The sequence below is a fragment of the Pedobacter arcticus A12 genome (assembly GCF_000302595.1).
Lineage (GTDB): Bacteria > Bacteroidota > Bacteroidia > Sphingobacteriales > Sphingobacteriaceae > Pseudopedobacter > Pseudopedobacter arcticus.
In genome coordinates this window covers 942515-966748 of the sequence record NZ_JH947126.1, presented here as the reverse complement: position 1 = coordinate 966748, position 24234 = coordinate 942515, and the positions used below count along the sequence as shown (strand labels likewise).

The following is a 24234-nucleotide window of genomic DNA, read 5'->3' as shown; positions in this document are numbered from 1 at the left end:
GATTAATTTTGAGTTTCGGGTATTACTCCGATACTTTTTTGTTTTTTTTGAGCAGCAGCAATCTTGAATTGGAGCAGTGCTACCATCGCCAAAAATGCCGCCAAAGTGATCAACACTAACATGTAAATCTCTGATTTAATAGCTGACAGATTGCCTCCATAAAAAGCAATTTTTCTGAAACCGCTTAGAAACTGCGTAAGTGGGATGTATTGTGCTATACTCGTGATGGCATCGGGGATTGCCAAGGTTGGCCAGGTGAACCCGCTCAGTACGAAGGCTGGCGTAGAAATCACCATTAAAAGTTCCGTAGCTTTTAATTGACTGGGGATAGCTATAGAAAAAAGCATACCTATACACATGGATGCCAAGCTTAATAAAACTACCAAAACCAACATCGGGAAATTGTAAATGGCTGCATCGATGTTGAAATAAGGGATAAAAAGGCTAACGAGCATCCACATGAAAGGAATCATGAGTAAAAACGGGGTAGATTTAAGCGCTATATGGTATAAAGACCATTTGCTTTCCTGCACCAAATCAGAAAAATAACCATCTTCAAAATCCCGAGCAAAAACCAAGGCCATGGCTAAAAATATAATCTGTTGCATAATGGCGGCAAGCAATCCCGGAAGCATAAAAGTTACGTAGTTTCCGGTAGAATTATAGAGTTTGTTGAAATTGATTTTAAAACTTTCATAAGCACCCGCGGCCTGGTTAGGATGCATTCCTTGTTTTTTTAATCCCTCTATTTCTATTCCGGCATTCATGGTCATCAATACCTGTTGAATATTATTGCTAGCCGTGTTTGCATTCAATATATTGGCCATGTTTAAATCCACCCGAACTTCCGGATGACGTTTTTGTAGGATATCCGCTTCAAAGTTGCTTGGAAAAGTAACAACTGCCGCATATTGTTCTAAGGGCATTTCCTCCATAATATTTCCTGGGCTGTACCTTAAGTTTTTCACCAATAAGCCTTCATTATCCTCAAAAGCATCAATAATTTTATCTGTGGTAGGGCTTTGGTCTTGGTCTACAATAACAATAGGCAGGTTTAACACCTTTGCTTGCTGATAAACATAGCCAAATAAAGCTCCATATAGGATTGGCGCCCCAAAAAATATAGCGAGCAAAACGTTATTTGAAAATATCCGCTTAAATTCTACGCTAAGTAATCGTATAAACTTTTCCATGCTTTTATTCTTTAATTAAGATGGTTGCGTTTGCATAAAGCAACTGGTTGTTACTTGAAGAAGTTGGAACCACCTTTAACTCGTAAATAGATTCTGACAGCTCGTATAAAGGCGCAGTACTTGTAATATCTGCATACTGCGCCAATTGCTTTATGGCTACAATTTTAGCACTAAACTCTTCTTTGGTGTGCGGGTTGATTAGTGTTAGCTGTTTGCCAACTTTAAAGTTGTAGATTTTTGATTCGGGTACTGTAAACCGGATGTAAACACTGTTTTTTTTATAACCGTTAAACAGTGTAAAGCCTGGCGAAAGCAATTCCCCCTCTTTTAGGCTGATTGTTTCTATAGACATATCTGCCGGAGCGATGATGTATTTTTCGTTGGCAGCAGAAACCACTTCTTCTTTGGCGCCCACGGCCCGGTCTAGCTGACCTTTTGCTTGTGCCAGCTGTTCTACTCTTGCGCCATTGGTCGATTCGGTACGCTTTGCTTCCAATGCGGCTACCTGTGCTTTTGCCATGCTCAGTTTCATTTTTACTTCGTCAAATTGTTGCTGGCTAATCAGCGAATCTTTATACATGGCCTGCATCCTATTAAAAGATTCTTTTGCAAAATCCAGTTGTGCCTTGGCCGAGTTGAGTTGTCCATCGATTTGATTGAGTTGATCCTTGGTTGCACCATTAGAAGCCATATCCAATTGACCTTTGGCAGCCTTAATGGCACCATCCGCTTGGGTCATCTTTGCATTTACTTCAGGTATATCAATAAAGGCAAGGGTATCTCCTTTTTTCACTTCCATACCTTCTTCTACGTAAATTTTACTGATTCTGCCTGCCAGCTTACTGCTGATAGAGATGGTTTCAAACTTCACCTTTCCCCTGTAAGCGGTAATCGGCTCACGGTTTCCACAAGCGCTTAAGCTGATACTTGCAATACCGATAATCAAAATATTTCTGAGTGTGTTCATTTGGTTTCTGTGTTTAGTTATAAAAAGATGTAAGTGTGCCATTGGCATAAAGCAGGTCTGTCAAAGCTCGGCGTTGACCAAAGAAAGACTCCTGTAATTTAAAATTCGCTTTTTCTAAATCGCTTAAAGCATCAAGCACATCGTTGATAGACGATAAGTTATTTTTAAATTGTTTGTTTACCATGTCATAGGTGGCCTTTGCCAAATCAATTTCCTTTTGAACTATTTTGGTGTTTTGAAGGGACGATTCGTAGTTCAGTTGTGCTTTTACAATGCTTAATGAAATCATTTCCTCAGCTTCTTCTATCTGTTCTCTATATTTCTGGCTCTCGGCCAACGATTTTTTACTTTTTAACTTCGATTGAAAACCATCAAACAAATTCCATTTAATACCTACACCTACAAACCATTTTGGATCTAACAACGATAGATCATCTTCTATGAACTCATAATGCCCCTTTAAAGCTACTTTGGGGATAAAGTTGCTTTTTTCCATTTTAGATTTATACAGGGATGCTTGTTCTGCTTGTTCTAATGCTTTAATCTCGTTGCGCTTATCAGTGTTGGGCAGCGAGGTAGTTGAAAAAGACTGCAATTGCGGCCTAAGCATGGTTAGATTTTCCCTGGTTTCGCCAGTAAGCTGGTGCAACAGCTCTATCAGCAAAGTTTTGTTATGATTGAACTCCAACTCTTTAGAAGCCAATTGCTGCTGTGCCAGTTCAATTTTTTTACGACTAATAGGCGTGGCCAAACCGTTTTCAATAGCTTTTTTGACGTAGTGTTCTTGCTCGGTTAGGTAGTTTTTGGAAGTATTTATCGCTTGTTCAGAGGCATATGCCAAGGCCAGTTGATCATAGGTCTCCATAATTTTTAAAGCGATTTTATCCTTTTCGGCGATTCCTAAATAACTCAAGGAAGCTTCTTTATACTTGCTTGCCTTAATGGCATTGCTTACTTCAAATCCACTAAACAAAACCCAGTCTACACCGACAGAGGATTTTAAAAGATTTTTGTTTTGGAGGTTAGGCACTTCTGTTAAGGGAATGCCTGTTGGAAACGGCGAGTTAAACGGAACTCCAACTGCTTCTTTAATCAGCAGTTTTTGTGTGCCAATCAATAAGTTCTGCGTTTCCTGATCAAAAGTAATGTCATCATTTAACCTCGTAAAACTCCCGTTAAGGGTCACTTTTGGCAATAAAACTGCCTTAGCTAAACTTTGGTCTATTTTTGCCTGTGCGGCATCTAAATTATTGATGTTTAAACTGCGGCTTTTGTCTAAACCTTTATTGATCAATTCTTTTAAAACGGGATCTAGCTGTTGAGCTGTAGATTTCATGGGATTGAGCCACGCTAAAGCGATGAAGAGGATACTGATTCGTTTGATACACATTGCAAATGATTTTAAAACTGAATTACAAATATCTTAAGGATATAAAGACTTCCTTTTGACCTATATCAAAAAGTAGGTGCGAGCAGGTTATTCTTTTCTAACCCGACTAAGCGTTTCTTGTGTCATCCCCAAATAAGAAGCAATATGACCAAGCGCTACCCGATGCGAAATGTTTGGGAATTCGGAGGTCATATAATCATAGCGCTCTTTTGCAGTTTGAAACTGAATGGCATTGAGCTTTTGGACAACTTTCGTGAGCATTTGCGTAACTAGCAGTCTAGCAAACTTTTCCATTTGGTGATACTTAGCTAATAATAATTCCATCTTTTCATAAGAGATACAATACAGCACAGATTCCTCTAAAATCTCCACATAATAATCACTGGGGCTTTGGTTAAAAAAGCTGTCGGCACTCGCCATAAATACATCCTCGCCAAAAAACCATTGGGTAATCTCTTTGCCGTCTTCTTTGAGGTAATAACTTCTTCCTATTCCTTTTTCTACAAAATATAGAGTCCTACAAACCTGTCCTTGTTTAACCAATAGTTTGTTTTTTTGAACCTGTTCTTTCTCAAAATGAGAGAGGATGTCGTTGAGTTCATCGTGTGAGAATGATACATAAGTTATTAGAAAGTCTGCTATATTCATTGTTTTAGATTGCAAGTACTCAAATTGGCTGTTCTGCTACAGAACCTTTAGTCAGCAAGTACCAATTTAAGTAAAGATATTGAAGGAAGATGAGGATTAACGGTTTTTCTCTGCCTGCTCTTTCCCGCTTCATCGGGAGGTTGCAGGTTTGAGAGATGGAGAAAAGGAGTTCTCCGTTGCCCTGAAAACTCCTTTTCTCTGCAACTGCCTAAAACAAAAAGTGTCTACAAGCTGTTTAAGTTTGTAACGTCAATAAACCCGGCGTTCTCGAAAAGAGAAACCCTGTTTAGTCTACGGAATTCTCCCCTTTATGCCAGTTAGGAATCTAATATTAACTAAGTTTTAAGGCTGATAAACCGAAATATGTATTTTGGTAACATTAATTTAACATGGAAGTGGAATTCTTACCCGATGTTTGTACCAAACAAAATTCAATATAAGGATGGAGCAGATTTATATCGTGATGTTGATTGCCTTAGGCGTTTTAGCCGTCGTAGATTTGATGGTTGGTGTAAGCAATGACGCGGTAAACTTCTTAAATTCTGCCATCGGCTCAAAAGCCATTTCTTTTAGGCTAACCATGATTGTTGCCAGTGTTGGCGTATTGGTTGGTGCCATGTTTTCTAGTGGGATGATGGAAATTGCCCGAAGCGGTATTTTTGTTCCCAGTATGTTCAGCTTTAACGATGTGATGATCATCTTTTTGGCAGTAATGGTAGCGGATATTGTATTGTTGGATATATTCAACTCCTTAGGCTTGCCCACCTCAACAACCGTTTCTATTATTTTCGAGCTGTTAGGAGCTTCGGTGTGTTTGGCTTTGTATAAAATATACACCACAGATGATACTTTTAACAATCTTGGCGCATATATAAATACGGCGAAAGCCTCGGCAATTGTCTATAGTATTTTGCTCTCCGTAATTTTATCTTTCTCTATCGGTAGTTTTGTTCAGTATATATCCAGATTGATTTTTACTTTTCATTATGAAAAGAAACTCAAATATTTTGGCGCTGTTTTCGGTGGTATTGCCATTACAGCCATCACTTTCTTTATTTTAATTAAAGGTTTAAAAGGTGTTTCCTTTATATCAAAAGCTCAATTTGAATGGATTGATAAACATCAGTTCTTGATTCTGGGGGTAAACTTTGTAGTCTTTGTTTTGCTTTCTCAGGCGCTGATTAGCTTTTTCAAGGTTAATATTTTGCGGGTTATCATCCTGATAGGAACTTTTGCTTTGGCACTTGCCTTTGCAGGGAACGATTTGGTAAACTTTATTGGAGTACCTATTGCTGCGTTTAATTCGTATGAGATTTTTGCGGGCAGTGGCGTTTCTGGTGATGATTTTATGATGGGTGGGTTGGCAAATGATAATATCGTTGCCCCATTTTATTTTTTATTAGCGGCCGGTGTAATTATGGTGATTACACTTTGGACCTCTAAAAAAGCGAGAAGCGTAATTGAAACGGGCGTAAACCTGTCTCGGCAAGGAGATGGTGTTGAAAAATTTACGCCAACTACCGTCTCTAGAGCTATTGTCCGTTTAGCGGTTTACATTGGCGGTGGAATGAATTACTTTTTGCCAAAGCGCTTACAGATTAAAATTGATAGAAGGTTTGAAAGTGTGAAAAAGCCAATTAAAAAGTCAGACGATGAGCCTGCTTTTGATATGGTGAGAGCTTCGGTAAACCTGATGGTTGCCAGTATCTTGATTTCTATTGGTACGTCGATGAAATTGCCTCTTTCTACAACCTATGTTACGTTTATGGTTGCCATGGGAACTTCATTTGCAGATAGAGCTTGGGACAGAGAAAGTGCAGTTTATAGAATTGCGGGCGTTTTTAAAGTAATAGGCGGTTGGTTTGTAACGGCAATCATCGCTTTTATTATGGCGCTTGTTGTTGCTTATATCTTGAAAATTGGAGAGGTTTTCGCTTTTGTTGGTTTGCTATCAATGCTTGGGATTATGCTTTATAAAAGTGCTAGAAAGCACAAACAAAAAGTCCAAGTTGAAACAGAAATCAAGAGTTTGCGTAGGGAAGACGTAGGAACGGTAAACGAGATGATCAAAGAAAGTTCTGCTCAAATTGCAAAAGTGTTCTTTAAAATTAGTGCTTTATATACAGATCTTATCGATAATCTAAGTCAGCATGATTTAGCCAAGTTAAAAAAGAACAAAAAAGACCAGAAAAAGCTAGAGAAAGAGATAGATGAATTAAAGAGCAATGTTTTTTACTTTGTTAAAAACTTGGACGATAACTCTGTGGAAGCCAGTAAATTTTACATCCTTATTTTGGGTTACCTGCAAGACATGGTTCAGTCTATCGACTTTATGACGGCAAACAGCTACGCTCACGTTCATAACAACCACAAGCAACTTAAGCTAAATCAGGTCACTGATCTTAAAACAATTGATACGCAATTGCAACAGTTATTACAATTGTTAGAGGATAGTTTTAAAACGGAAGCTTTTTATAAGATAGACCATATTTTGAGCGAAAAGGATGTGGTTTTAGATACCGTTTCTGAACTGATAACCAAACAGATCAAAAGAATTAGAACCACGGAAACTAGCCCAAAAAACAGTAAACTTTATTTTTCTTTATTGTTGGAAACCAATGATTTAGTTAAATCTGTGATGAACTTGTTGGAACTGTTTAAAGAGTTTAATAAGCTGAATAATAAGTAGGGGAGAAGAATTGATTTTGATGATTTAAGATTTGCCCGTAAATAACAAACGCAGGGTTCTCAAAAGCAGAAACCCTAAATCTCGTTATTTAAGCGACACCGTCATGTTGAACGACAGTGAAACATCTCACAAATAGGTAGCAAACGCTATGTGCAGACCTTGCAAATGAGACGTTTCGTTACCTCAACGTGACGAATTTTCCCTTAACTTAACGACATTGGAGAAACCCTGCTTGGACTTAAATATCTATTTGCTCAACCTTGTTTCAAGTATGCGCTGTATTCTTTTTCGATGAGCTTTAGTTTTGGCGAGATATACCGCTCGCAAAACACACCTTCTTTGTGTTTGTTGTAATAATTTAAGTGTTCTTCTGAATTTAATTTAAACTGACCGAACACAAGGGATTTCGTAATAATGGGTTCGTTAAAATCTGTTTGATAAGTTTCGCTGAGTTTTTGCGCTTCTTCAATTTCTCCATCGAAAACATAAACTGCAGAACGATATTTCTCCCGAAAGCTATGGTTTTTTGTGGATGCGTGGGTGTGTAAATGGATGCCGATTAAAACTTTGAGCGGAATAATTTCTGTGTCGAAGTGTACAATTACAGCTTCCGAAAAAGCATTATTTGGAGGGATAGAATTTATCCAACCTTGTTCTACTCTTTCTACGCCTTTTAAAGATTGAAAATAGGCTTCTGTACACCAATGACAACCGCCACCAAAACCGATTTTTTTGAGCATTGTTGTTTAATTGATTTTTAATTTCATGATGCTCATTTCAATGTTCCTTCTTCAGGGTCGCTGAAATGCTTTTAGGATGGAGAGGACTATGTCCGGTTTTCCAAAGCAAATTTCTAGACTGATAATATTGTTCTATCGATGATTTGAAAAGTCTATTTTTTATACCTGACACAGTCCTCTACTAAATATTTGGATTTAAGAGGTCGCTGACAAAGCGAACACTTAAACCAGTTTGAGAAATATTTTTAGTTGTTATTTTTATCTTCTTGATAAGCATAAGTTAAAAAATCAAGTATGCAAATGCACTTTCTAATATGTGTTGAATATGGGTGCTCTTTTTTTCCGAGCTCCTCCCAGTTTTTTTTCAAAAAAGTTAGTAAGACATTTGTATCGATTTTTTCTTGACTCAAATACGGTATACGTTGTATCGCGTGTATTTCAGAGCAGTCATCAATAAGATCGGATAAAGTATTATATTTTCTCACTAGCTTCATAGTTTTTGTTTTCATCGAATCTACTCGATAATCATCCATCGATATCGAGGCGGACCTAGATAATGTGAAATTTGTACCAGCATGTTGTTTTAAAGAATTGTCTTTATTTAAGTTCTTATATCCACGCTGATATTTAAAAAACGGTACGAAGGTGTTTTGATGCACTACCGATGGTAATAATTTTTCAACAATTTCCGAATAATTGTGTGAAGAAATTTGGTCGAATAGAATATCTTCCATCAAATCACCAGTTTTTAAACCAATAATTCCCTTATCTTCGAGTTTCGAAATATTACCAAACCCAACAACAACTTCTAAATTCTCGATTTTATCTAATTCGTCAATTCCGTTGACAAAAACTTTTCCCATAGGTTTTGAAGTTGTTACAAAATCGAAAACCATGCTTTGTAATTGACGTAGTGTCTTTACGGAAAGTGTTCTAGGTAGCTGGGATAAAACTTCCCAAACATCTATATAATCATGAACCTTAATTTTTATTAAAGGAATTGTGATTGAAGCCATTGTATAGGTAGAGTGTTCTAATGATGGTTCACATGGTTTTGTTTGCCATTCAACAAAGAACAATCTGTTTTTTAGTTTCTCAACATGAAATAAATCCTTATCCAAACACGAAATCAAATTTTTTATAATCAACTCTATATTATGGTCCGAGAGGGAATAACCTACAAACATAATTGGGTATTCTGCAAAGAGGGTCAAAAGCTTTGCGTTGAGATAGTGATTGCTTGCAATAAACTTATGGTAATCTGCAGTTGTTACAACAAGCGATTCTGGCTTTGATGTACATCCGTGGATTTTATAAAGTTCGCCAATTGCTCTTTGGTCAGCAAAAATAGCTTCCTTTTGCCCGATTTCAACTTGAAAATCCGTAAAGGTGTTTTGCATGAAATCATCCCAATTTGTTGTCAAAATACCACTGATAACCGCTGACGAGAGAATATCAATTTCACTTAGCAATTCTTCACTATGTTTTATCGACCTTTCGACAAAATTTGATAGCTCAATTTTAAAAGCTATTTCAGTATCTTGTCCAGCAATTTGCTGATGCTTTTCGCGACTAAGATTGTATTTTTCTGATTTCCACCAATATTCATGAAACTCTTCTGCTAACTTCGACGCAATTCGTAGCGGGTCATTAGAACACTTTGATGAATAATAACCAAACTTATAATCAAAACATTCCCGGTTATCTTCAACAAATGCCTCCAGTAAGTCCATCCATGTTGGGATTGAATAATATCTAATTGATATACCTGATCCAACAAATAAAAATGGAGGTCGTTGTGAATCAACTAAAATATCTCTAAGTTTTCTCTTGAATTCTTGTTTTGTAGACTTTACAATTTCTGTCATTAGAATTTTAATTATTAATAAAGGTTAGAGAAAACTTAACTTAGAAAATCATATCAGCAAAATCTTTTGAAAGTAATTCAAATTTAAGGAGATTCTAAATCAATTATTTTGCAATATATTTAATTTTTACGTTATGAAACGCTCGTTTTTCTTTTAGTTTCCGAAAAAATACTTTAGAATAAATTAGTAACTGCCCCAGAAATCCAAATCTCATCCCTCCAATTTTTTCTCTTATATTTGCGCAAATTTTAAACAAACCGTTTAAAATTAAAAACCGTTACATTTCATTAAGCAAGAAACAAAAACGGCTCTTCAAATTATGACAACATTACAAACAGAAATAGCCAAGAGACGTACTTTTGGAATTATTAGTCACCCCGATGCAGGAAAAACTACTTTAACAGAGAAGTTGCTTTTGTTTGGTGGTGCTATCCAAAAAGCGGGAACGGTTAAGCGAAATAAAGACGAAAAAACGGCAACCTCCGATTTTATGGAGATTGAAAAGCAACGTGGAATTTCCGTGGCGACTTCTGTAATGGGTTTCGAATATAAAAATGCCAAAATCAATATTTTGGATACGCCGGGTCACAAGGATTTCGCGGAAGATACTTACCGTACATTAACGGCTGTCGATTCGGTTATTTTAGTGGTGGATTGCGTAAAAGGGGTAGAGGAACAAACTAAAAAACTGATGCAGGTTTGTAGAATGCGCCATACGCCGGTTATTATTTTCATCAATAAAATGGACCGTGAAGGTAAAGACCCTTTCGATCTGTTGGAAGAATTAGAAAAAGAACTCAATATTTCTACCCGCCCGTTAAGTTGGCCAATCGGTATCGGACATTCATTCAAAGGTGTTTATCAGTTAAACAACAAAATTTTAAATCTTTTCGGTGCCAACAAAAAATCGATAGAAAAAGACCAAATCAGCATTGCAGATTTAGCAGATCCGCAGGTTGATCAATTGGTGGGTGATAGACTTGCTGCTAAATTGAGAGATGATGTGGAGTTGATTGAAACCGTTGCAGAACCGTTTGACAGAAGTTTATACTTAGCAGGTTATTTAGCTCCGGTATTTTTTGGAAGTGCCATTAATAATTTTGGTGTTCAGGAATTGTTGGAAACCTTTATTGAAATTGCGCCAACTCCTCAAGGTCGCGAAACAGACACCAGAAAAGTAGAAAGTTCTGAACCTAAGTTTACCGGATTTGTGTTTAAAATTCACGCCAATTTAGACCCAAACCATCGTGATAGAATTGCTTTTTGCCGGATTTGCTCTGGAACGTTCAAACGAAACACTTTTTATCATCATAACAGATTGAACAAAAAGCTAAAATTTGCTTCGCCAACCAGTTTTATGGCTGACAGTAAAAGTTTAGTTGAAGAAGCTTACCCGGGTGATGTAATTGGTTTATATGATTCTGGAAACTTTAAAATTGGCGATACTTTAACAGAGGGAGAAAGCTTGCAGTTTGTGGGTATTCCGAGTTTTTCGCCAGAAATTTTCAGAGAATTAGAAAATAATGATCCTTTTAAAACCAAACAACTGGAAAAAGGAATTCACCAGTTGAGTGATGAAGGTGTTGCGCAGCTGTTTATCCAAAATCCGGGAAACCGCAAGATTGTTGGTACAGTCGGAGAGTTGCAGTTTGAGGTTATTCAGTTCAGATTATTGAACGAATATGGCGCTGCCTGTACTTTCCGCCACATGAACATCACGAAGGCAAAATGGGTTTCCGCGACTTCTGAAGAGGAATTGAAGAAATTTATTTTAAGACATAGTTCAAAAATAGCTTACGATAAAGAAAGTAAACCGGTGTTTTTAGCAGGTTCTGCTTGGGATATTGAGTATGCTACCAAGCAGTATCCTGAAGTTAGTTTCCATGATACTTCTGAATGGAGTTTGATGGATAAGAAGTAAGATTTGGTTTGTTTGTTTGTTTGTTTGTTTGTTTGTTTGTTTGTTTGTTTGTTTGTTTGTTTGTTTCGCTGGGTGGATATACTGCGTTTAGGCTTCCACACATGCTTTCCGTCCCTCTTGAGCGGGACAAGCTCAAGTTCTTTTTTCCTTGATGAAAAAAGAACCAAAACCCGAGCGGAGCGAACACATGAAAGCCTATAAAAACAATAAATTAATTGAATAAAATCAAGGCTTCAGAATCTTTGTTCATTCCACCTCAATAAATCTTTGAGCGCAATCCAAGTCGTGGGAACGGCAGTGGTTTAACAAATTTTCTACACCATTTCTGCGGATTGCTGACGCCTGTGGTTTAACAAAGGAACTACAAAAGATTTATTCGGCTCCAATCCAAATATTCAGATGCCGGATTTCATAGTGGCTCTGCTAATCCAATACAAGAATAATTTTGAAAAATAGTTTAGAATAAAAGCACTACCATTCATAACCGATAAGTTCGCCCTTGGTCTTTGCGGTATTGATGAAGAACTAAAAGCACTTCCTTTGTAGCAAAGGGCGCAGGCGAGAGTTTTTTTGGTTACTTTTTTGCGGAAAAAAAAGTTACTAGCCTTTCCGGCGGCAATGAGCCGGGGAGATTTCAAAACAAAATTCTACTTTAATTAAAAAAAGACAAAAGTTAGTGCAAAAAAAACGCGGGGATTGCCACAGCGCCCATACACAGCCGACAGCTTTGCTTCGCAATGACGCAGTAAAAGCAAACGCAGGGTTCTCGAAAAGAGAAACCCTGCTTGGACTCGAAGATTTTAAAATAACGAGCTCTTAAAAGCACAACCCTTTCATAACCGATAAGTTCGCCCTTGGTCTTTGCGATATTGATGAAGAACTAAAAGCACTTCCTTTGTAGCAAAGGGCGCAGGCGAGAGTTTTTTTGGTTACTTTTTTGCGGAAAAAAAAGTTACTAGCCTTTCCGGCGGCAATGAGCCGGGGAGATTTCAAAACAAAATTCTACTTTAATTAAAAAAAGACAAAAGTTAGTGCAAAAAAAACGCGGGGATTGCCACAGCGCCCATACACAGCCGACAGCTTTGCTTCGCAATGACGCAGTAAAAGCAAACGCAGGGTTCTCGAAAAGAGAAACCCTGCTTGGACTCGAAGATTTTAAAATAACGAGCTCTTAAAAGCACAACCCTTTCATAACCGATAAGTTCGCCCTTGGTCTTTGCGATATTGATGAAGAACTAAAAGCACTTCCTTTGTAGCAAAGGGCGCAGGCGAGAGTTTTTTTGGTTACTTTTTTTGCGGAAAAAAAAGTCACTAGCTTTCCGGCGGCAATGAGCCGGGGAGATTATGATAGTTAATAAGAAATTTCTTAAAAGAATAAATTAAAAACAAACGCAGGGGTCTTCTGCGAAAGACCATGCTTGGACATAAGTTAGTGCATAAAAAAACGCGGGGATTGCCACAGCACCCTTACGCATTCCGGCGCTTCGCTTCGCCATGACGCGGTAACAAAGGAAGATTTTACTAAATTGCCCCGAAAGAAAAAAACAATTAATGCCCAAAGAATCCCATCCTCAAACCCACCGTTTCGTATTCGAAGATTTTAGTTTTGAGGATTTCTCTGAGCAACAGGTTTTAAAGTATTTAAAATCTGAAATAATAGCCTCCAATTTAAAAGTTCATCCCTTAAATATCCAAATAAATCAAGCTTCGTTCGAGATAGGGGATGGTAAAAAAGCAAGTCCGATTGTAACCTTGGTAAAAGGTGAGAAGCAATTGTTATTAAGCTGTGATTGCGGTTTTAATCATTCCGATCAGTTTTTGTGTGATTACCAAGCAAAGGCAATTTTAACCATCTGCAATAAACCAGAGTACCGAGTTTTCTTTTATAAAAAACAGCGCAACCAAATTTTTAAAGCAGAAGCTTCAGCTTACGGATTGGAAAACGAAGAAGATTTATCCATTTATTTTGAGCTGATTTTTGAAGACAATAGCTATTCCGTTAAAGCGAAAAATCCACAAATTGTTCCGCTAAATTCATTTGCTTTAAAAGCTTTGAAAACAAAACTTGCGGAAGTCGTCTCTCCTTTTTCTCCCCAAATCCAAAACTTTGATAAAACAAAAATCATCGTTTTAAAACAGCATAAATATTACCGTCACTTATGTATCGATTTTTACGAAGCCAATTTGACCAAGGATGGAAGTGTCAAAAATCCACTCGTTCCCCTAAATCCTTTAGATTTTATCTGGAACACCGACCGACCTGAAGAGATTAAGTTTTTTTCGGCTTTACAGAAGTTTGCAAATCCGGTTGAGCAACAAATCACCGCAACCGAATTGAAAGCCTTAAGAGCAATTGTTGAAAACCCAAACAATTATTGTGTTTTTCAACATCAGAATGGTAAAGCTGACCAAATAAGTGCAAGTATTTTAACCATGATAAATTTGCGTAAAGCCAACTTTGAAATTAAGATGGAGGTTTTACAAAACGGCGATTTCTATCACATCAATGCTAGTGTTTCAATCGGCGGAAAGCAATACGAATTAAGTGATATTCACCTACGCTACGATAGTTTTATTACACGTGGAAACGATTTTTACTTGGTGGAACATCCACAAAAATTGGCGGTTATCTCTTGGTTAAAACAGCATCCAGCCGGGATGCAGATTCATCAATCTAAGTACCTCAATTTTAAAAGGACGTTTTTGGAGAATATAGAAGACCAAGTTGATATCCATTATAAATACCTAAAAATAGCGTCGCAAGCGCAGCTCAAAAGCAACGGGTTTTTAGCGCCAACAGAGAAGATTATTTACCTGTCTGATTTTGGTGAACACGTAATGGTTATCCCCGTGATGCGCTATGGAGAAGCGGAAGTGCAGGTGCGGAGCAGAAAACAGGTCTATGGTTTAGGTAAAGGAAACAAAGAGTTTTTGGTGACTCGGGACGATGAAAAAGAAGTTGACTTTATCGCTTTGCTCACCAAGCAACACGCTTATTTTGCCGAGCAGTTGGAAAATGGCCTGCATTATTTTTACTTACACAAAAAGCATTTTTTAAATGAAGAATGGTTTTTAAATACGTTTGAAGAATGGCAAAATCGTGATATTACAATTTTAGGATTTAATGAATTGGAAAACAATGCTTTAAACTTAAATAAAGCTAAAATAACCATTAAAATTATCAGTGGTTTAAACTGGTTTAATGTCAACATAAAAGCTGGCTTTGGCGTAAAGAAAGCAAGTTTAAAGCATCTGCACAAAGCCATCAGAAATAAACACAAATACGTGAAACTAGATGATGGAACTTTGGGGATTTTACCTGAGGAGTGGATAAGTAAGTTTGCTGACTATTTTAATGTTGGCGAGGTGATTGATGAGGAAACGTTACAAATCCCAAAGATTAATTTTACTACTGTTGATGAATTGTTTGATGCGGAGATGCTGGATGAGAAAGCCAGCGAAGAACTTAAATATTACAAAAAGCAGTTTGTAGATTTTGATCGAATAGGCAAAGTGGAAGTGCCAAAAGGATTGCAAACTGAACTGCGTGATTACCAAAAACAAGGTTTAAACTGGCTCAATTTTTTGGATGAATTTAATTTTGGTGGGATTTTAGCGGATGACATGGGTTTGGGTAAAACCGTCCAGATTATCGCGTTTATCCTGTTGCAACAACAAAAATCAAAGCAAAACACCAACTTGCTCGTGTTGCCAACATCGCTTATTTTTAACTGGCAGGCCGAGTTTGAAAATTTTGCGCCCAATTTGAAAGTCCTTACGCTTTACGGAGATCAAAGACAAAAAAGCATTGATAATTTTGGTGACTATCAGGTGGTGATTACTACGTATGGAACGCTTTTGTCCGATGTCAATTTTCTAAAAAACTATCTATTCAACTATATCTTTTTAGATGAATCACAGGCGATTAAAAATCCCGAATCGCAAAGGTATAAAGCGGCGAGATTGCTACAATCCAGAAATAAAGTAGCCATCACCGGAACACCGATAGAAAATAATACTTACGATTTATACGGTCAGCTTTCTTTTGCTTGTCCGGGTTTATTAGGCAGTAAACGTTACTTTAAAGATATCTACGCCATGCCGATTGATATGTTTAAAGACGGTAAAAAGGCTTCGGCATTGCACCAAAAAGTAAAGCCGTTTATATTAAGACGTACCAAAAGCGAAGTGGATTTGCAACTTCCGGAAAAGACGGAAATGGTAATTTATTGCGAAATGGAAACCGAACAGCGACGAATTTACGAAGCTTATGAAAAAGAGTTCCGCGAATATATTTCGGCAATAACCAATGAAGAATTGCGAAGAGACAGCATGAATGTTTTAAAAGGTTTAACTCGATTAAGGCAGATTTGCAATTCTCCAAAACTGTTGAAAGGCGACCGTTTACCGGGAGATCAGTCCGTGAAAATCGATATGTTGATTTCACAAATTAAAGAGCACTCGCCGAATCACAAAATTTTAGTTTTCTCCCAATTTGTTGGGATGTTGGATTTGGTCAAAGCTCAACTAATGCAGGAAAATATTGCTTTCAGCTATTTAACCGGGCAAACGCAAAACAGAAAATCGGTAGTGGAGGGGTTTCAAACTGATGAAAGCATTAAAGTGTTTTTGGTAAGCTTAAAAGCAGGTGGTGTTGGCCTAAATTTAACGGAAGCAGATTATGTTTATTTGATTGACCCTTGGTGGAATCCGGCGGTTGAGAATCAGGCGATAGATCGGGTGCATCGTATCGGGCAAACCAAAAAAGTAGTTGCCATTCGCTTAATCTGCAACAATACCGTAGAAGAAAAAATGCTAGAATTGCAACAAAGAAAGAGGGAACTTTTCCAGAATGTGATTCCTTCTGATAACGAATTTGTTAGTGCGTTTTCGAAAGAAGAGCTGTTGAAGATTATTGGCTGAAAAAGCACAGTTGAATTTAACGATAAAATGACTGCTGCCAGTCTTAATTTGCGTAGGTTGTTCAAATGCAAAACATCCTAAATACTTACCACAAACATCTTCATAGTTGGAATTTTATGCGAACCATCAAATTTCTGATGGCTGTCACTCTTGGATTTGGAGCTATTGCAAATCAACAATATGTGCTACTTTTGTTAGCTGGTTTCTTTTTGTATCAATCAATATTTAACCTCAATTGTTTAGGTAAATAATACTTGTGCTGTGAATCCGAAAGCTAAAACCAAAACTTAGTTTGTTATTTGCTAATAACCATGTATAAATACGTTGAGATATTTTTAGGGTCATATTCTGGTTATTGGAACTACCTAACTGGAGAGATTTTAAACCCGAGCTGGCATAACTATTTTTACTGGTTGATCATGCTTTCTCTGGGGATTTGGCTTTTAGAAATCATTATCCCTTGGCGTAAAAACCAATCAGTTTTCCGTCAGGATTTTTGGATGGACGGTTTTTACATGTTTTTTAATTTTTTCCTATTCTCGTTAATTGCCTATAACGCCATCTCAAACATTGCTGTTGAGGCTTTTACTGATTTTTTAGGATTATTTGGAATAAAGAACATGGTGGCTATACAAGTTCACGAGCTTCCAAAGTGGGTACAGCTATTTGTTCTTTTTGTCGTCGCTGATTTTATCCATTGGAATGTCCACAGAATGTTGCACAGATATTCTTGGATGTGGGAATTTCATAAAGTCCATCACTCTGTAAAGGAAATGGGATTTGCTGCACATTTACGCTTTCATTGGATGGAATCGATTTTCTATAAAACAGCGCAATATATTCCTTTAGCGATGATTGGTTTTGGTCTTAAAGATTTTTTTATCGTCCATATTTTCGCTACGGCTATTGGACATTTGAACCATTCTAACCTAAATCTTTCATATGGCCCGTTTAAATATGTTTTAAACAACCCTAAGATGCACATCTGGCATCACGTGAAGAAATTACCGGCAGGCACTTATGGCGTTAATTATGGAATAAGTTTGAGCCTGTGGGATTATATCTTCAGAACCGTTTATATGCCCGAGAACGGAAGAGATATTGAGCTCGGGTTTGAAGGCGACGAAGATTTCCCGAAAAAATTGAAAGACCAACTAATTCATCCTTGGGAATCAAAAGAAAATAAATAGCGTTTTCATTCTCCGTTCAAAATTGTGAGGCGCTCAATCATTCGCTCCTACAAAATTACAAAGCCATTCCCTTCTTCTCTCATTCAAAATAGCCCGAGCATTCACTCATTCTATCCTTCATTTATTCAAAATTAATTTTCCCGCTCAACTAACATCTCCGCAAAGCTCAAAAGTGTTTTTTTATTTTCTATAGGAGTATCAATTTTCTCAAATGCATCTAAAGCTAGTTTTGCGTATTGTTGCATCACTTCTTCAGACAAGGTTCGGATATTTAAACGGTTGTACAACGTTTTAACCGCTTCCACTTTTTCTTCTGGAACAAAATCTTTTTTATTGATCCAAGCGGTTAAATTTATCAGGTCATCGCCTTGGGCCAGTTCTAAAGCTTTAATCAGTAAAAAGGTTTTTTTGTTTGACATGATATCGCCACCCACCTGTTTTCCAAACTTTTCTGGATCTCCATAAACGTCCAAAATATCATCCTGGAGCTGAAAGGCCAAACCTAAGTTTTCGCCAAACTGGTAAAGTAAGTTGGCATTTTGTGCAGAAGCATCGCCAATTAAAGCACCGATTTTTAACGCACCACCCAATAAAACCGCAGTTTTTAAGCGGATCATTTCCAAGTATTCTTCAATCGATACTTCTTTGCGTAATTCAAAGTTCATATCAATCTGCTGACCTTCGCAAACTTCTATTGCTGTTTTATTGAAAACTTCTAAAACGGCAGTCAAAATCTCAGGTTTAACCTGAATCATCAGCCGATAAGCTTTTACAAACATCACATCGCCCGATAGAATAGCAACAGAATTGCTCCACTTTTCGTGAACAGTTGGCTGTCCGCGACGAATCGGTGCATTGTCCATAATATCGTCATGCATCAAGGTGAAATTGTGGAACATTTCAATGGCCAAAGCCGGAGCCTTTGCATCTTCAATATCTCCCCCGAATAAATCAGTAGCCATCAAAACCAAAGCAGGCCTTAACCGTTTTCCACCTAAAGCCATTAAATAGGCAATAGGTTCGTATAATTCGTTTGGCGTTGTTGGATAATGTATTTCCTTAACTGCTGTGTCTATAATTTGTTGTAATTCTTTGATGCTATGCATTACGATTTTGATGTGTGCGTATTGGTGCGAAAATAGTGTTTTATTTTCCTTAAAAAACATGGAGGTTAGCTCTCATCTTTACTCTTTGTTCGTTATTCCTTACTCTCAAACAAGTATCTCTACTCCACAATCAAACTAAAGTCTATCTGTCTTTTCGCTAAATCAACACGTTTCACTTTAATTTTGACCTCGTCGCCAAGTTGGTAAGTGCGCTTTTTCTTTTGCCCAATGATGCAATAATTCTTCTCGTCTAAAACGTAAAAATCATCAGAAATGTCACGTAGCCTAATCATACCCTCGCATTTGTTTTCCTGGATTTCTACATACATTCCCCATTCGGTAACGCCAGAAATAATACCCATGTAAATTTGTCCGATATTATCTTCCAAGTATTCAGCTTGTTTGTATTTGATAGAAGCTCGTTCTGCATCAGCGGCTTTTTTCTCCATCTGCGAGGCATGCTGGCACATTTTTTCATAATGATCTGCATTTACACTATCGCCACCGGCTAAATAATACTCTAACAATCGGTGAACCATAATGTCGGGATAACGACGGATAGGAGAGGTGAAGTGGGTGTAAAAATCAAACGCCAAGCCATAATGACTACTGCTTTTTGTAGTATAAATGGCCTTCGCCATGGAACGTATAGCCAACTGCGTTAACACGTTCTGCTCTTTTGTCCCTTCCACATCAGCCATTAATTTATTCAGGCTTCTTGCGGTGTCTCTATCAGACTTAGTGGAGATTTTATGCCCGAATTTCGAGGCAAACACTGCAAAAGCAACTAAGCTATCTGGCTTTGGCGAATCATGCGCCCGGTAAACAAACGTATATTTATGTTTTCCTTTTCCTTTTTTAGCAATAAACTCCGCGACTTTCTTATTTGCCAAAAGCATAAAATCCTCAATCAGTTTGTGCGCATCTTTACGTTCTTTTACATAAACTCCGATAGGTTTTCCATGTTCATCAAGCTTAAACTTAACTTCTGTTGACTCAAAACTAATGGCGCCATGTTTAAATTTCTTATCTCTTAAAATATGTGCTAAATGGTTCAGTTTTAAAATTTCTTCGGCATAGTCACCGGCTTTATTCTCGATAATTTCCTGAACTTCTTCATAAGCGAATCTGTGGTCGCTATATATCACGGTTTTACCGAACCACTCGCCAACAATATTTGCGGTCTCGTCCATCTCAAAAACTGCAGAAAAGCACAGTTTTTCTTCTTTAGGGCGTAACGAACATAAATTATTTGATAAAACTTCAGGCAACATCGGGATCACTCGATCAACCAGGTAAACCGAAGTTCCACGGTCATAAGCTTCCTTATCCAAAATACTGTCCGGAATCAAATAATGCGAAACATCTGCAATGTGCACACCAACTTCGTAATTCCCGTTTTCTAAAGTTTTAAAAGAAATGGCATCATCAAAATCTTTGGCATCAAACGGATCGATGGTAAAAGTTAAGGTTTTTCTAAAATCACGTCGTTTAGCAATTTCTTCTGCTGTAATCTCGGGCGAAATTTCCTGAGCCTCTTTTTCAACTTCGTCTGGAAAAGCTAATGGAAAACCGTATTCTGCTAAAATAGCGTTCATTTCGGTGTTGTTCTCGCCTTGTTTTCCTAAAACACTCTTGATAATTCCTACAGGGTTTTTAGCGCCTGCTGGCCAATCTACAATTCTTGCTAAAGCTTTTACGCCGTTTCTTGCACCATTCAAATCCTCCAACGGGATAAAAATATCATGCAACATTTTACGGTCATCGGGGATAAAAAAAGCAAAATGCTGACTCAGTTTAACGATGCCGGTAAACTCCATTTTAACGCGTTCCAAAATTTCCACTACCTCGCCTTCCTTACGTTTTCCCTTACTACTTTCGTAAACGTGGATTTTTACTTTATCGCCGTGTAAGGCTGTTCTCACCTTTCTTGGTGCTATGTAAATATCTTTTTCAAGCTCATCGTCCGGAATTACAAATGCCGAACCATCGTTTGACATCGCTATTTTTCCTGTTAAAAACGCTTTTACCTCGTGTAGTTTATACTTCCCTTTGCCTATTTCTAAAAAAACGCCTTTTTCGGTTTGGCTTTCCAAAACTTCTAAAATTGTGGTCTTAGAATCTGGATCTATAATATTTAACTTATTTGCTATTTGGCGGTGGTTCATAGGCTTGTTGCCCGATTTTTCCAGTACGTTTGAGATTAACTCGGTTAAAATCTTTTTTATGGAATTTCCTTGGTGATTTGACATTGAGATAATTGTTATCTTATTTTAAAGCTCAAAATAGAGATTATGTTTTAATTTTTAGCTTTTATAAATCTTTTAATATTCGTTTAACATTTATTTTTTCTTAAGTTTTACCTGTAAAAAAGTTTTAATCTTCTAAAACTGATCCAATTTTTTATTTTAGCGATATCAATTTACAAAACCTATGTTAGAGAATATACAGAAAGCATTTCAACAGAGTATCGGTAATAAGCAGGTTGCATTATTTTGGTTAAAAAATGAGGAGATAAATGTTGGAATATGTAATTATGGAGCAAGAATAACGCACTTTATTGTTTCAAAAAAAAACATACCTGTTGACATTACGCTCGGCTTTAATTCATTAGAAGAATATATTTCCAAGCAGAACGAACTTTATTACGGAGTTACCGTTGGTCGATTTGCAAACCGTATAGAAGACGCGAAATTTACATTAAACGGTGAAAGATATCAGTTAGATGCCAACAATGGCGGTAACAGTTTGCACAGTGGAAACATCGCTTTTCACAACAAAGTTTGGGACGTAAAAGAAGTGAAAGAGAATAGCATAAAACTGGCAATATTAAGTCCGGATGGGGAAGGAGGTTTTCCTGGGGATTTAACCTGCGAGGTGAGCTTTACGCTTACAGATGATAACGAACTGATTGTTAATTATAGCGCTAAAACGGATAAGGATACCGTTATTAACCTAACAAATCACGCTTACTTCAATTTGAATGGGGAAGAAAGCGGGTCAATTTTAAACCACGAGATTTGCATTAATGCGGATGAGTTTTTGCCCATTAAGGAAAATTGTATCCCAAAAGGCGAGTTTGAAGATGTAGCAAATACACCCTTTGATTTTAGGGAAGGTAAAACAATAGAACAGGATATTCATTTGGAAAATGAACAGTTAAAGTTCGGTAACGGCTACGACCATTCTTTTGCCATTAATCAAACAGAGATTATGAATTTTGCCGCTTCCGCAAAGGGAGATCAAACAAGTTTAACGCTTGAAATTTATACCACAGAACCCGGGATGCAGTTTTATACCGGCAACTATTTAGCTGGTGATAAAGGAAAAAGGGGCACTTCTTACAGCGAAAGAACGGGCTTTTGCTTTGAAACACAACATCACCCAAACTCTCCAAATCAACAAAACTTCCCTTCAACGGTGTTGAAAGCTGGAGAGGAATTTAAATCGATAACAGTTTATAAAGTAAGCTAATCAAGTTTTTTATAACTTTCTTTTGGAAGACAGGTAACAAATCATAGGCTTACTTTATAAGTATTAGATACCTTGTTGTCATTTAAATTTTATAAATTTATTTACATGCGTAAATTTCTGGTTTATATAATCATATTCTTTTTTGGTTTTGCTGTGGATAAAGCGAATGCCCAGGTTCATCCTACGGATACAATTCCAGTTAAAATTAATTATGCATTCAAAGGCGATTCTGTGAGATTCACATCAGAACTACGCCCGCTTAGACCAATCGCTGGGGCGCCAGAACCATTTTACACGTATTTTTGGGAGTTTGGAGATGGAGCATTCTCTTTTCAAAAAGAGCCCCAGCATATTTATAAAACAAAAGGGATTTACCACCCACGTTTATTTGCAACTAACAACTACGATGATGGAAAACCACCGCCACGTCGCCCAGGAACCATCAATATTAAGCAAAACGCCAATCCAACCAAATTGGCTAATGCAACAAAATTTTTCAAAACCGACGAAAATTTAGCCTTAAAGACCAATAATATGCCAAAGCCCGACGAGGAAATGGTGTTGATTTTAGGCTATAAAATGGATTTTATGCTTGGCAGTTTACAAGGCAAAGGGAAAGTGGTTTTGTTTTACAACGATAAGGAATTTGCCAAGGATAATTTTTTGATAGATACCGTAAGGTTGCATCACGGTGAAAAGAAAACAGAAAACACGAATTTTCTACAGATGGCAAACCATTATATGCCTAGCCAAAAATATTATGCGCAAAACGGACCATCTAATGATTTGAATGCATTCGATTTGAAAAGTAAATCGGAATTGATAAAAGAGCGTGTTGCTAAGTACCGCAATATGGACGCTTGGACTTACGATAACCTTGGACAAGCGGAAGAACGTTTTATGTTTTTTAGCATGAAAACTACGCCCGAAATGCTAGCAGATACGAACGCGGTGGTTACTATTTCTGCCATGGTTATTCCAGATAACCCAACGGCAGACGTAAACGTTTACGATTTGGAATTACAGATTGTAGCCTCTCATGATCCAAATAAAATGATGTTGCGCAACCGTTCCATGAATTACCGTTTCATGGGCAAAAATAGACGGTTAAACTATAAAGTCCGCTTCCAAAATACGGGAAAAGGTCCAGCTAAAATGGTGAATGTTGGCGTAAAGATTCCAGAGAACTTAGATAAATCATCGATTAAAATTTTAGATACCAACCCTAAAGTTGCGTTACGAGATTCCAGCTACCTAACTGGCTCTGTTATGGATACCTTAACAAATAAGGATAGCGTGAATTTTGTCTTCAGAAATATTTACCTCAAAGGAATGCAACAAGACGGTGTAAACGATGCCGACTCTACCAAAGGCTTTGTGGAATACAGTATCAAATTTATTAAAAAACCAAAGAAAAAGCCTTTTGATAGTGGCGCCGCAATAATTTTTGATAAGAACGAGCCTATTTACACCAATCAATCAAAAGGGAAATTCCAACCTGGCATTTCACCGGGTGTAATCACGGGCTACGGAATGTTGGGTAGCAATAAAAATTTGAACGATTATGGCGATAAAAGCTATTCGTTGGGCTTTAGTATTTCACCATTTTCTCCGTACAGAAAATACCTACAAGCAGAAATTTATTTAGGGTATTATAATTATTCTAATGAGCTTAAGGGCACTACAAAACTCGACAGAGATACTGTAATTAATATAAATGATGTAAAAAGCAGTTATTTAATTACTGGTAGAGAGTTTTACCAGCAATCCAACCATTTAAATATAGATTTGGTGCCTCTGCAGTTGCGATACAATCTTAATTCTTTTGTCGGAATAGGGGCGGGAGGAATTCTTTCTTTAACTATTAATCAGCGCACTAACAACTATCAACGGTCATTTCTGGTGCAACGTAACAATCAGACAGGAGAGGTCAGTAATTTTACCGATCAAATTCTATTAGCTAAACAAAACTATAATTTTTCGGAGCTTGCAACTGCAGGTTTCGTAGATGTGCAAGTTGGCTTGGTACGTAAAGGTCCGGCTTTAGGTTTTAGGTATATCCATTCGTTTTCGGTAAAGGACGAAAGACTTTTTACTTACCTAAGCTGGAAATTTTAGCTACTTT

The 24234-nt window shown here is 37.3% G+C and carries 14 protein-coding genes; 6 read left to right on the top strand and 8 right to left on the bottom strand.

The genetic code is table 11. The annotated features are described in order from the left end of the window. Positions 1-2: 2 nt before the first annotated feature. The 4 genes from B176_RS0111235 to B176_RS0111220 all read right to left on the bottom strand — a co-directional run bounded on the left by B176_RS0111235 (position 3) and on the right by B176_RS0111220 (position 4198). The gene (locus B176_RS0111235) at positions 3-1193 is read right to left on the bottom strand and encodes an ABC transporter permease (RefSeq protein WP_017258910.1); all 1191 of its coding nucleotides are present in this window, start codon (positions 1191-1193) and stop codon (positions 3-5) included. Between the two features lie 4 nt (positions 1194-1197). Further along, positions 1198-2160 (bottom strand): HlyD family secretion protein, encoded by a 963-nt coding sequence (locus tag B176_RS0111230; RefSeq protein WP_026063285.1) that lies wholly within the window; start codon positions 2158-2160, stop codon positions 1198-1200. 13 nt (positions 2161-2173) lie between these two features. Beyond that, entirely contained in the window at positions 2174-3550 is a 1377-nt protein-coding gene (locus B176_RS0111225) for a TolC family protein (protein WP_154647954.1), read from the bottom strand. An 87-nt stretch (positions 3551-3637) separates the two neighbouring features. Beyond that, positions 3638-4198 (bottom strand): Crp/Fnr family transcriptional regulator, encoded by a 561-nt coding sequence (locus tag B176_RS0111220; RefSeq protein ID WP_017258907.1) that lies wholly within the window; start codon positions 4196-4198, stop codon positions 3638-3640. Positions 4199-4640: 442 nt separating this feature from the next. Between B176_RS0111220 and B176_RS0111215 the strand changes: the two genes are divergently transcribed. After that, positions 4641-6887, top strand: coding sequence for an inorganic phosphate transporter (locus B176_RS0111215; protein WP_017258906.1), 2247 nt, complete (start codon positions 4641-4643; stop codon positions 6885-6887). Positions 6888-7141: 254 nt separating this feature from the next. On the opposite strand, the gene B176_RS0111210 is transcribed toward B176_RS0111215, so the two are convergent. Together B176_RS0111210 and B176_RS0111205 are read right to left on the bottom strand one after the other, a co-directional pair. After that, a complete protein-coding gene (locus B176_RS0111210; protein ID WP_017258905.1) occupies positions 7142-7627 on the bottom strand; it encodes a peptide-methionine (S)-S-oxide reductase in 486 nt (161 codons plus the stop codon). Between the two features lie 245 nt (positions 7628-7872). Beyond that, positions 7873-9495: an SIR2 family protein gene (locus B176_RS0111205; protein WP_017258904.1), complete on the bottom strand. Its 1623-nt coding sequence runs from the start codon at positions 9493-9495 to the stop codon at positions 7873-7875. A gap of 319 nt (positions 9496-9814) precedes the next feature. Here B176_RS0111205 and B176_RS0111200 point away from each other — a divergent pair, with 319 nt between their 5' ends. The 3 genes from B176_RS0111200 (at position 9815) to B176_RS0111185 (ending at position 17529) form a co-directional block, all read left to right on the top strand. Then, complete coding sequence (locus B176_RS0111200; RefSeq protein ID WP_017258903.1) at positions 9815-11416, top strand: peptide chain release factor 3; 1602 nt, start codon at positions 9815-9817, stop codon at positions 11414-11416. Positions 11417-12967: 1551 nt separating this feature from the next. Next, entirely contained in the window at positions 12968-16339 is a 3372-nt protein-coding gene (locus B176_RS0111195; protein WP_017258902.1) for a DEAD/DEAH box helicase, read from the top strand. A gap of 311 nt (positions 16340-16650) precedes the next feature. Continuing rightward, positions 16651-17529, top strand: a complete 879-nt coding sequence (locus B176_RS0111185; RefSeq protein WP_017258900.1) for a sterol desaturase family protein — start codon at positions 16651-16653, stop codon at positions 17527-17529. A gap of 131 nt (positions 17530-17660) precedes the next feature. Here the strand turns inward: B176_RS0111185 and B176_RS0111180 are convergent, their stop codons facing one another. Together B176_RS0111180 and rnr are read right to left on the bottom strand one after the other, a co-directional pair. Then, positions 17661-18635 (bottom strand): polyprenyl synthetase family protein, encoded by a 975-nt coding sequence (locus B176_RS0111180; RefSeq protein WP_017258899.1) that lies wholly within the window; start codon positions 18633-18635, stop codon positions 17661-17663. A gap of 119 nt (positions 18636-18754) precedes the next feature. Further along, a complete protein-coding gene (gene rnr, locus B176_RS0111175) occupies positions 18755-20887 on the bottom strand; it encodes a ribonuclease R (RefSeq protein WP_017258898.1) in 2133 nt (710 codons plus the stop codon). Positions 20888-21068: 181 nt separating this feature from the next. Here rnr and B176_RS0111170 point away from each other — a divergent pair, with 181 nt between their 5' ends. Next, positions 21069-22109: an aldose epimerase family protein gene (locus B176_RS0111170; RefSeq protein ID WP_017258897.1), complete on the top strand. Its 1041-nt coding sequence runs from the start codon at positions 21069-21071 to the stop codon at positions 22107-22109. 105 nt (positions 22110-22214) lie between these two features. Beyond that, positions 22215-24227, top strand: coding sequence for a PKD domain-containing protein (locus tag B176_RS0111165; protein ID WP_017258896.1), 2013 nt, complete (start codon positions 22215-22217; stop codon positions 24225-24227). The last annotated feature ends 7 nt before the right edge of the window (positions 24228-24234 follow it).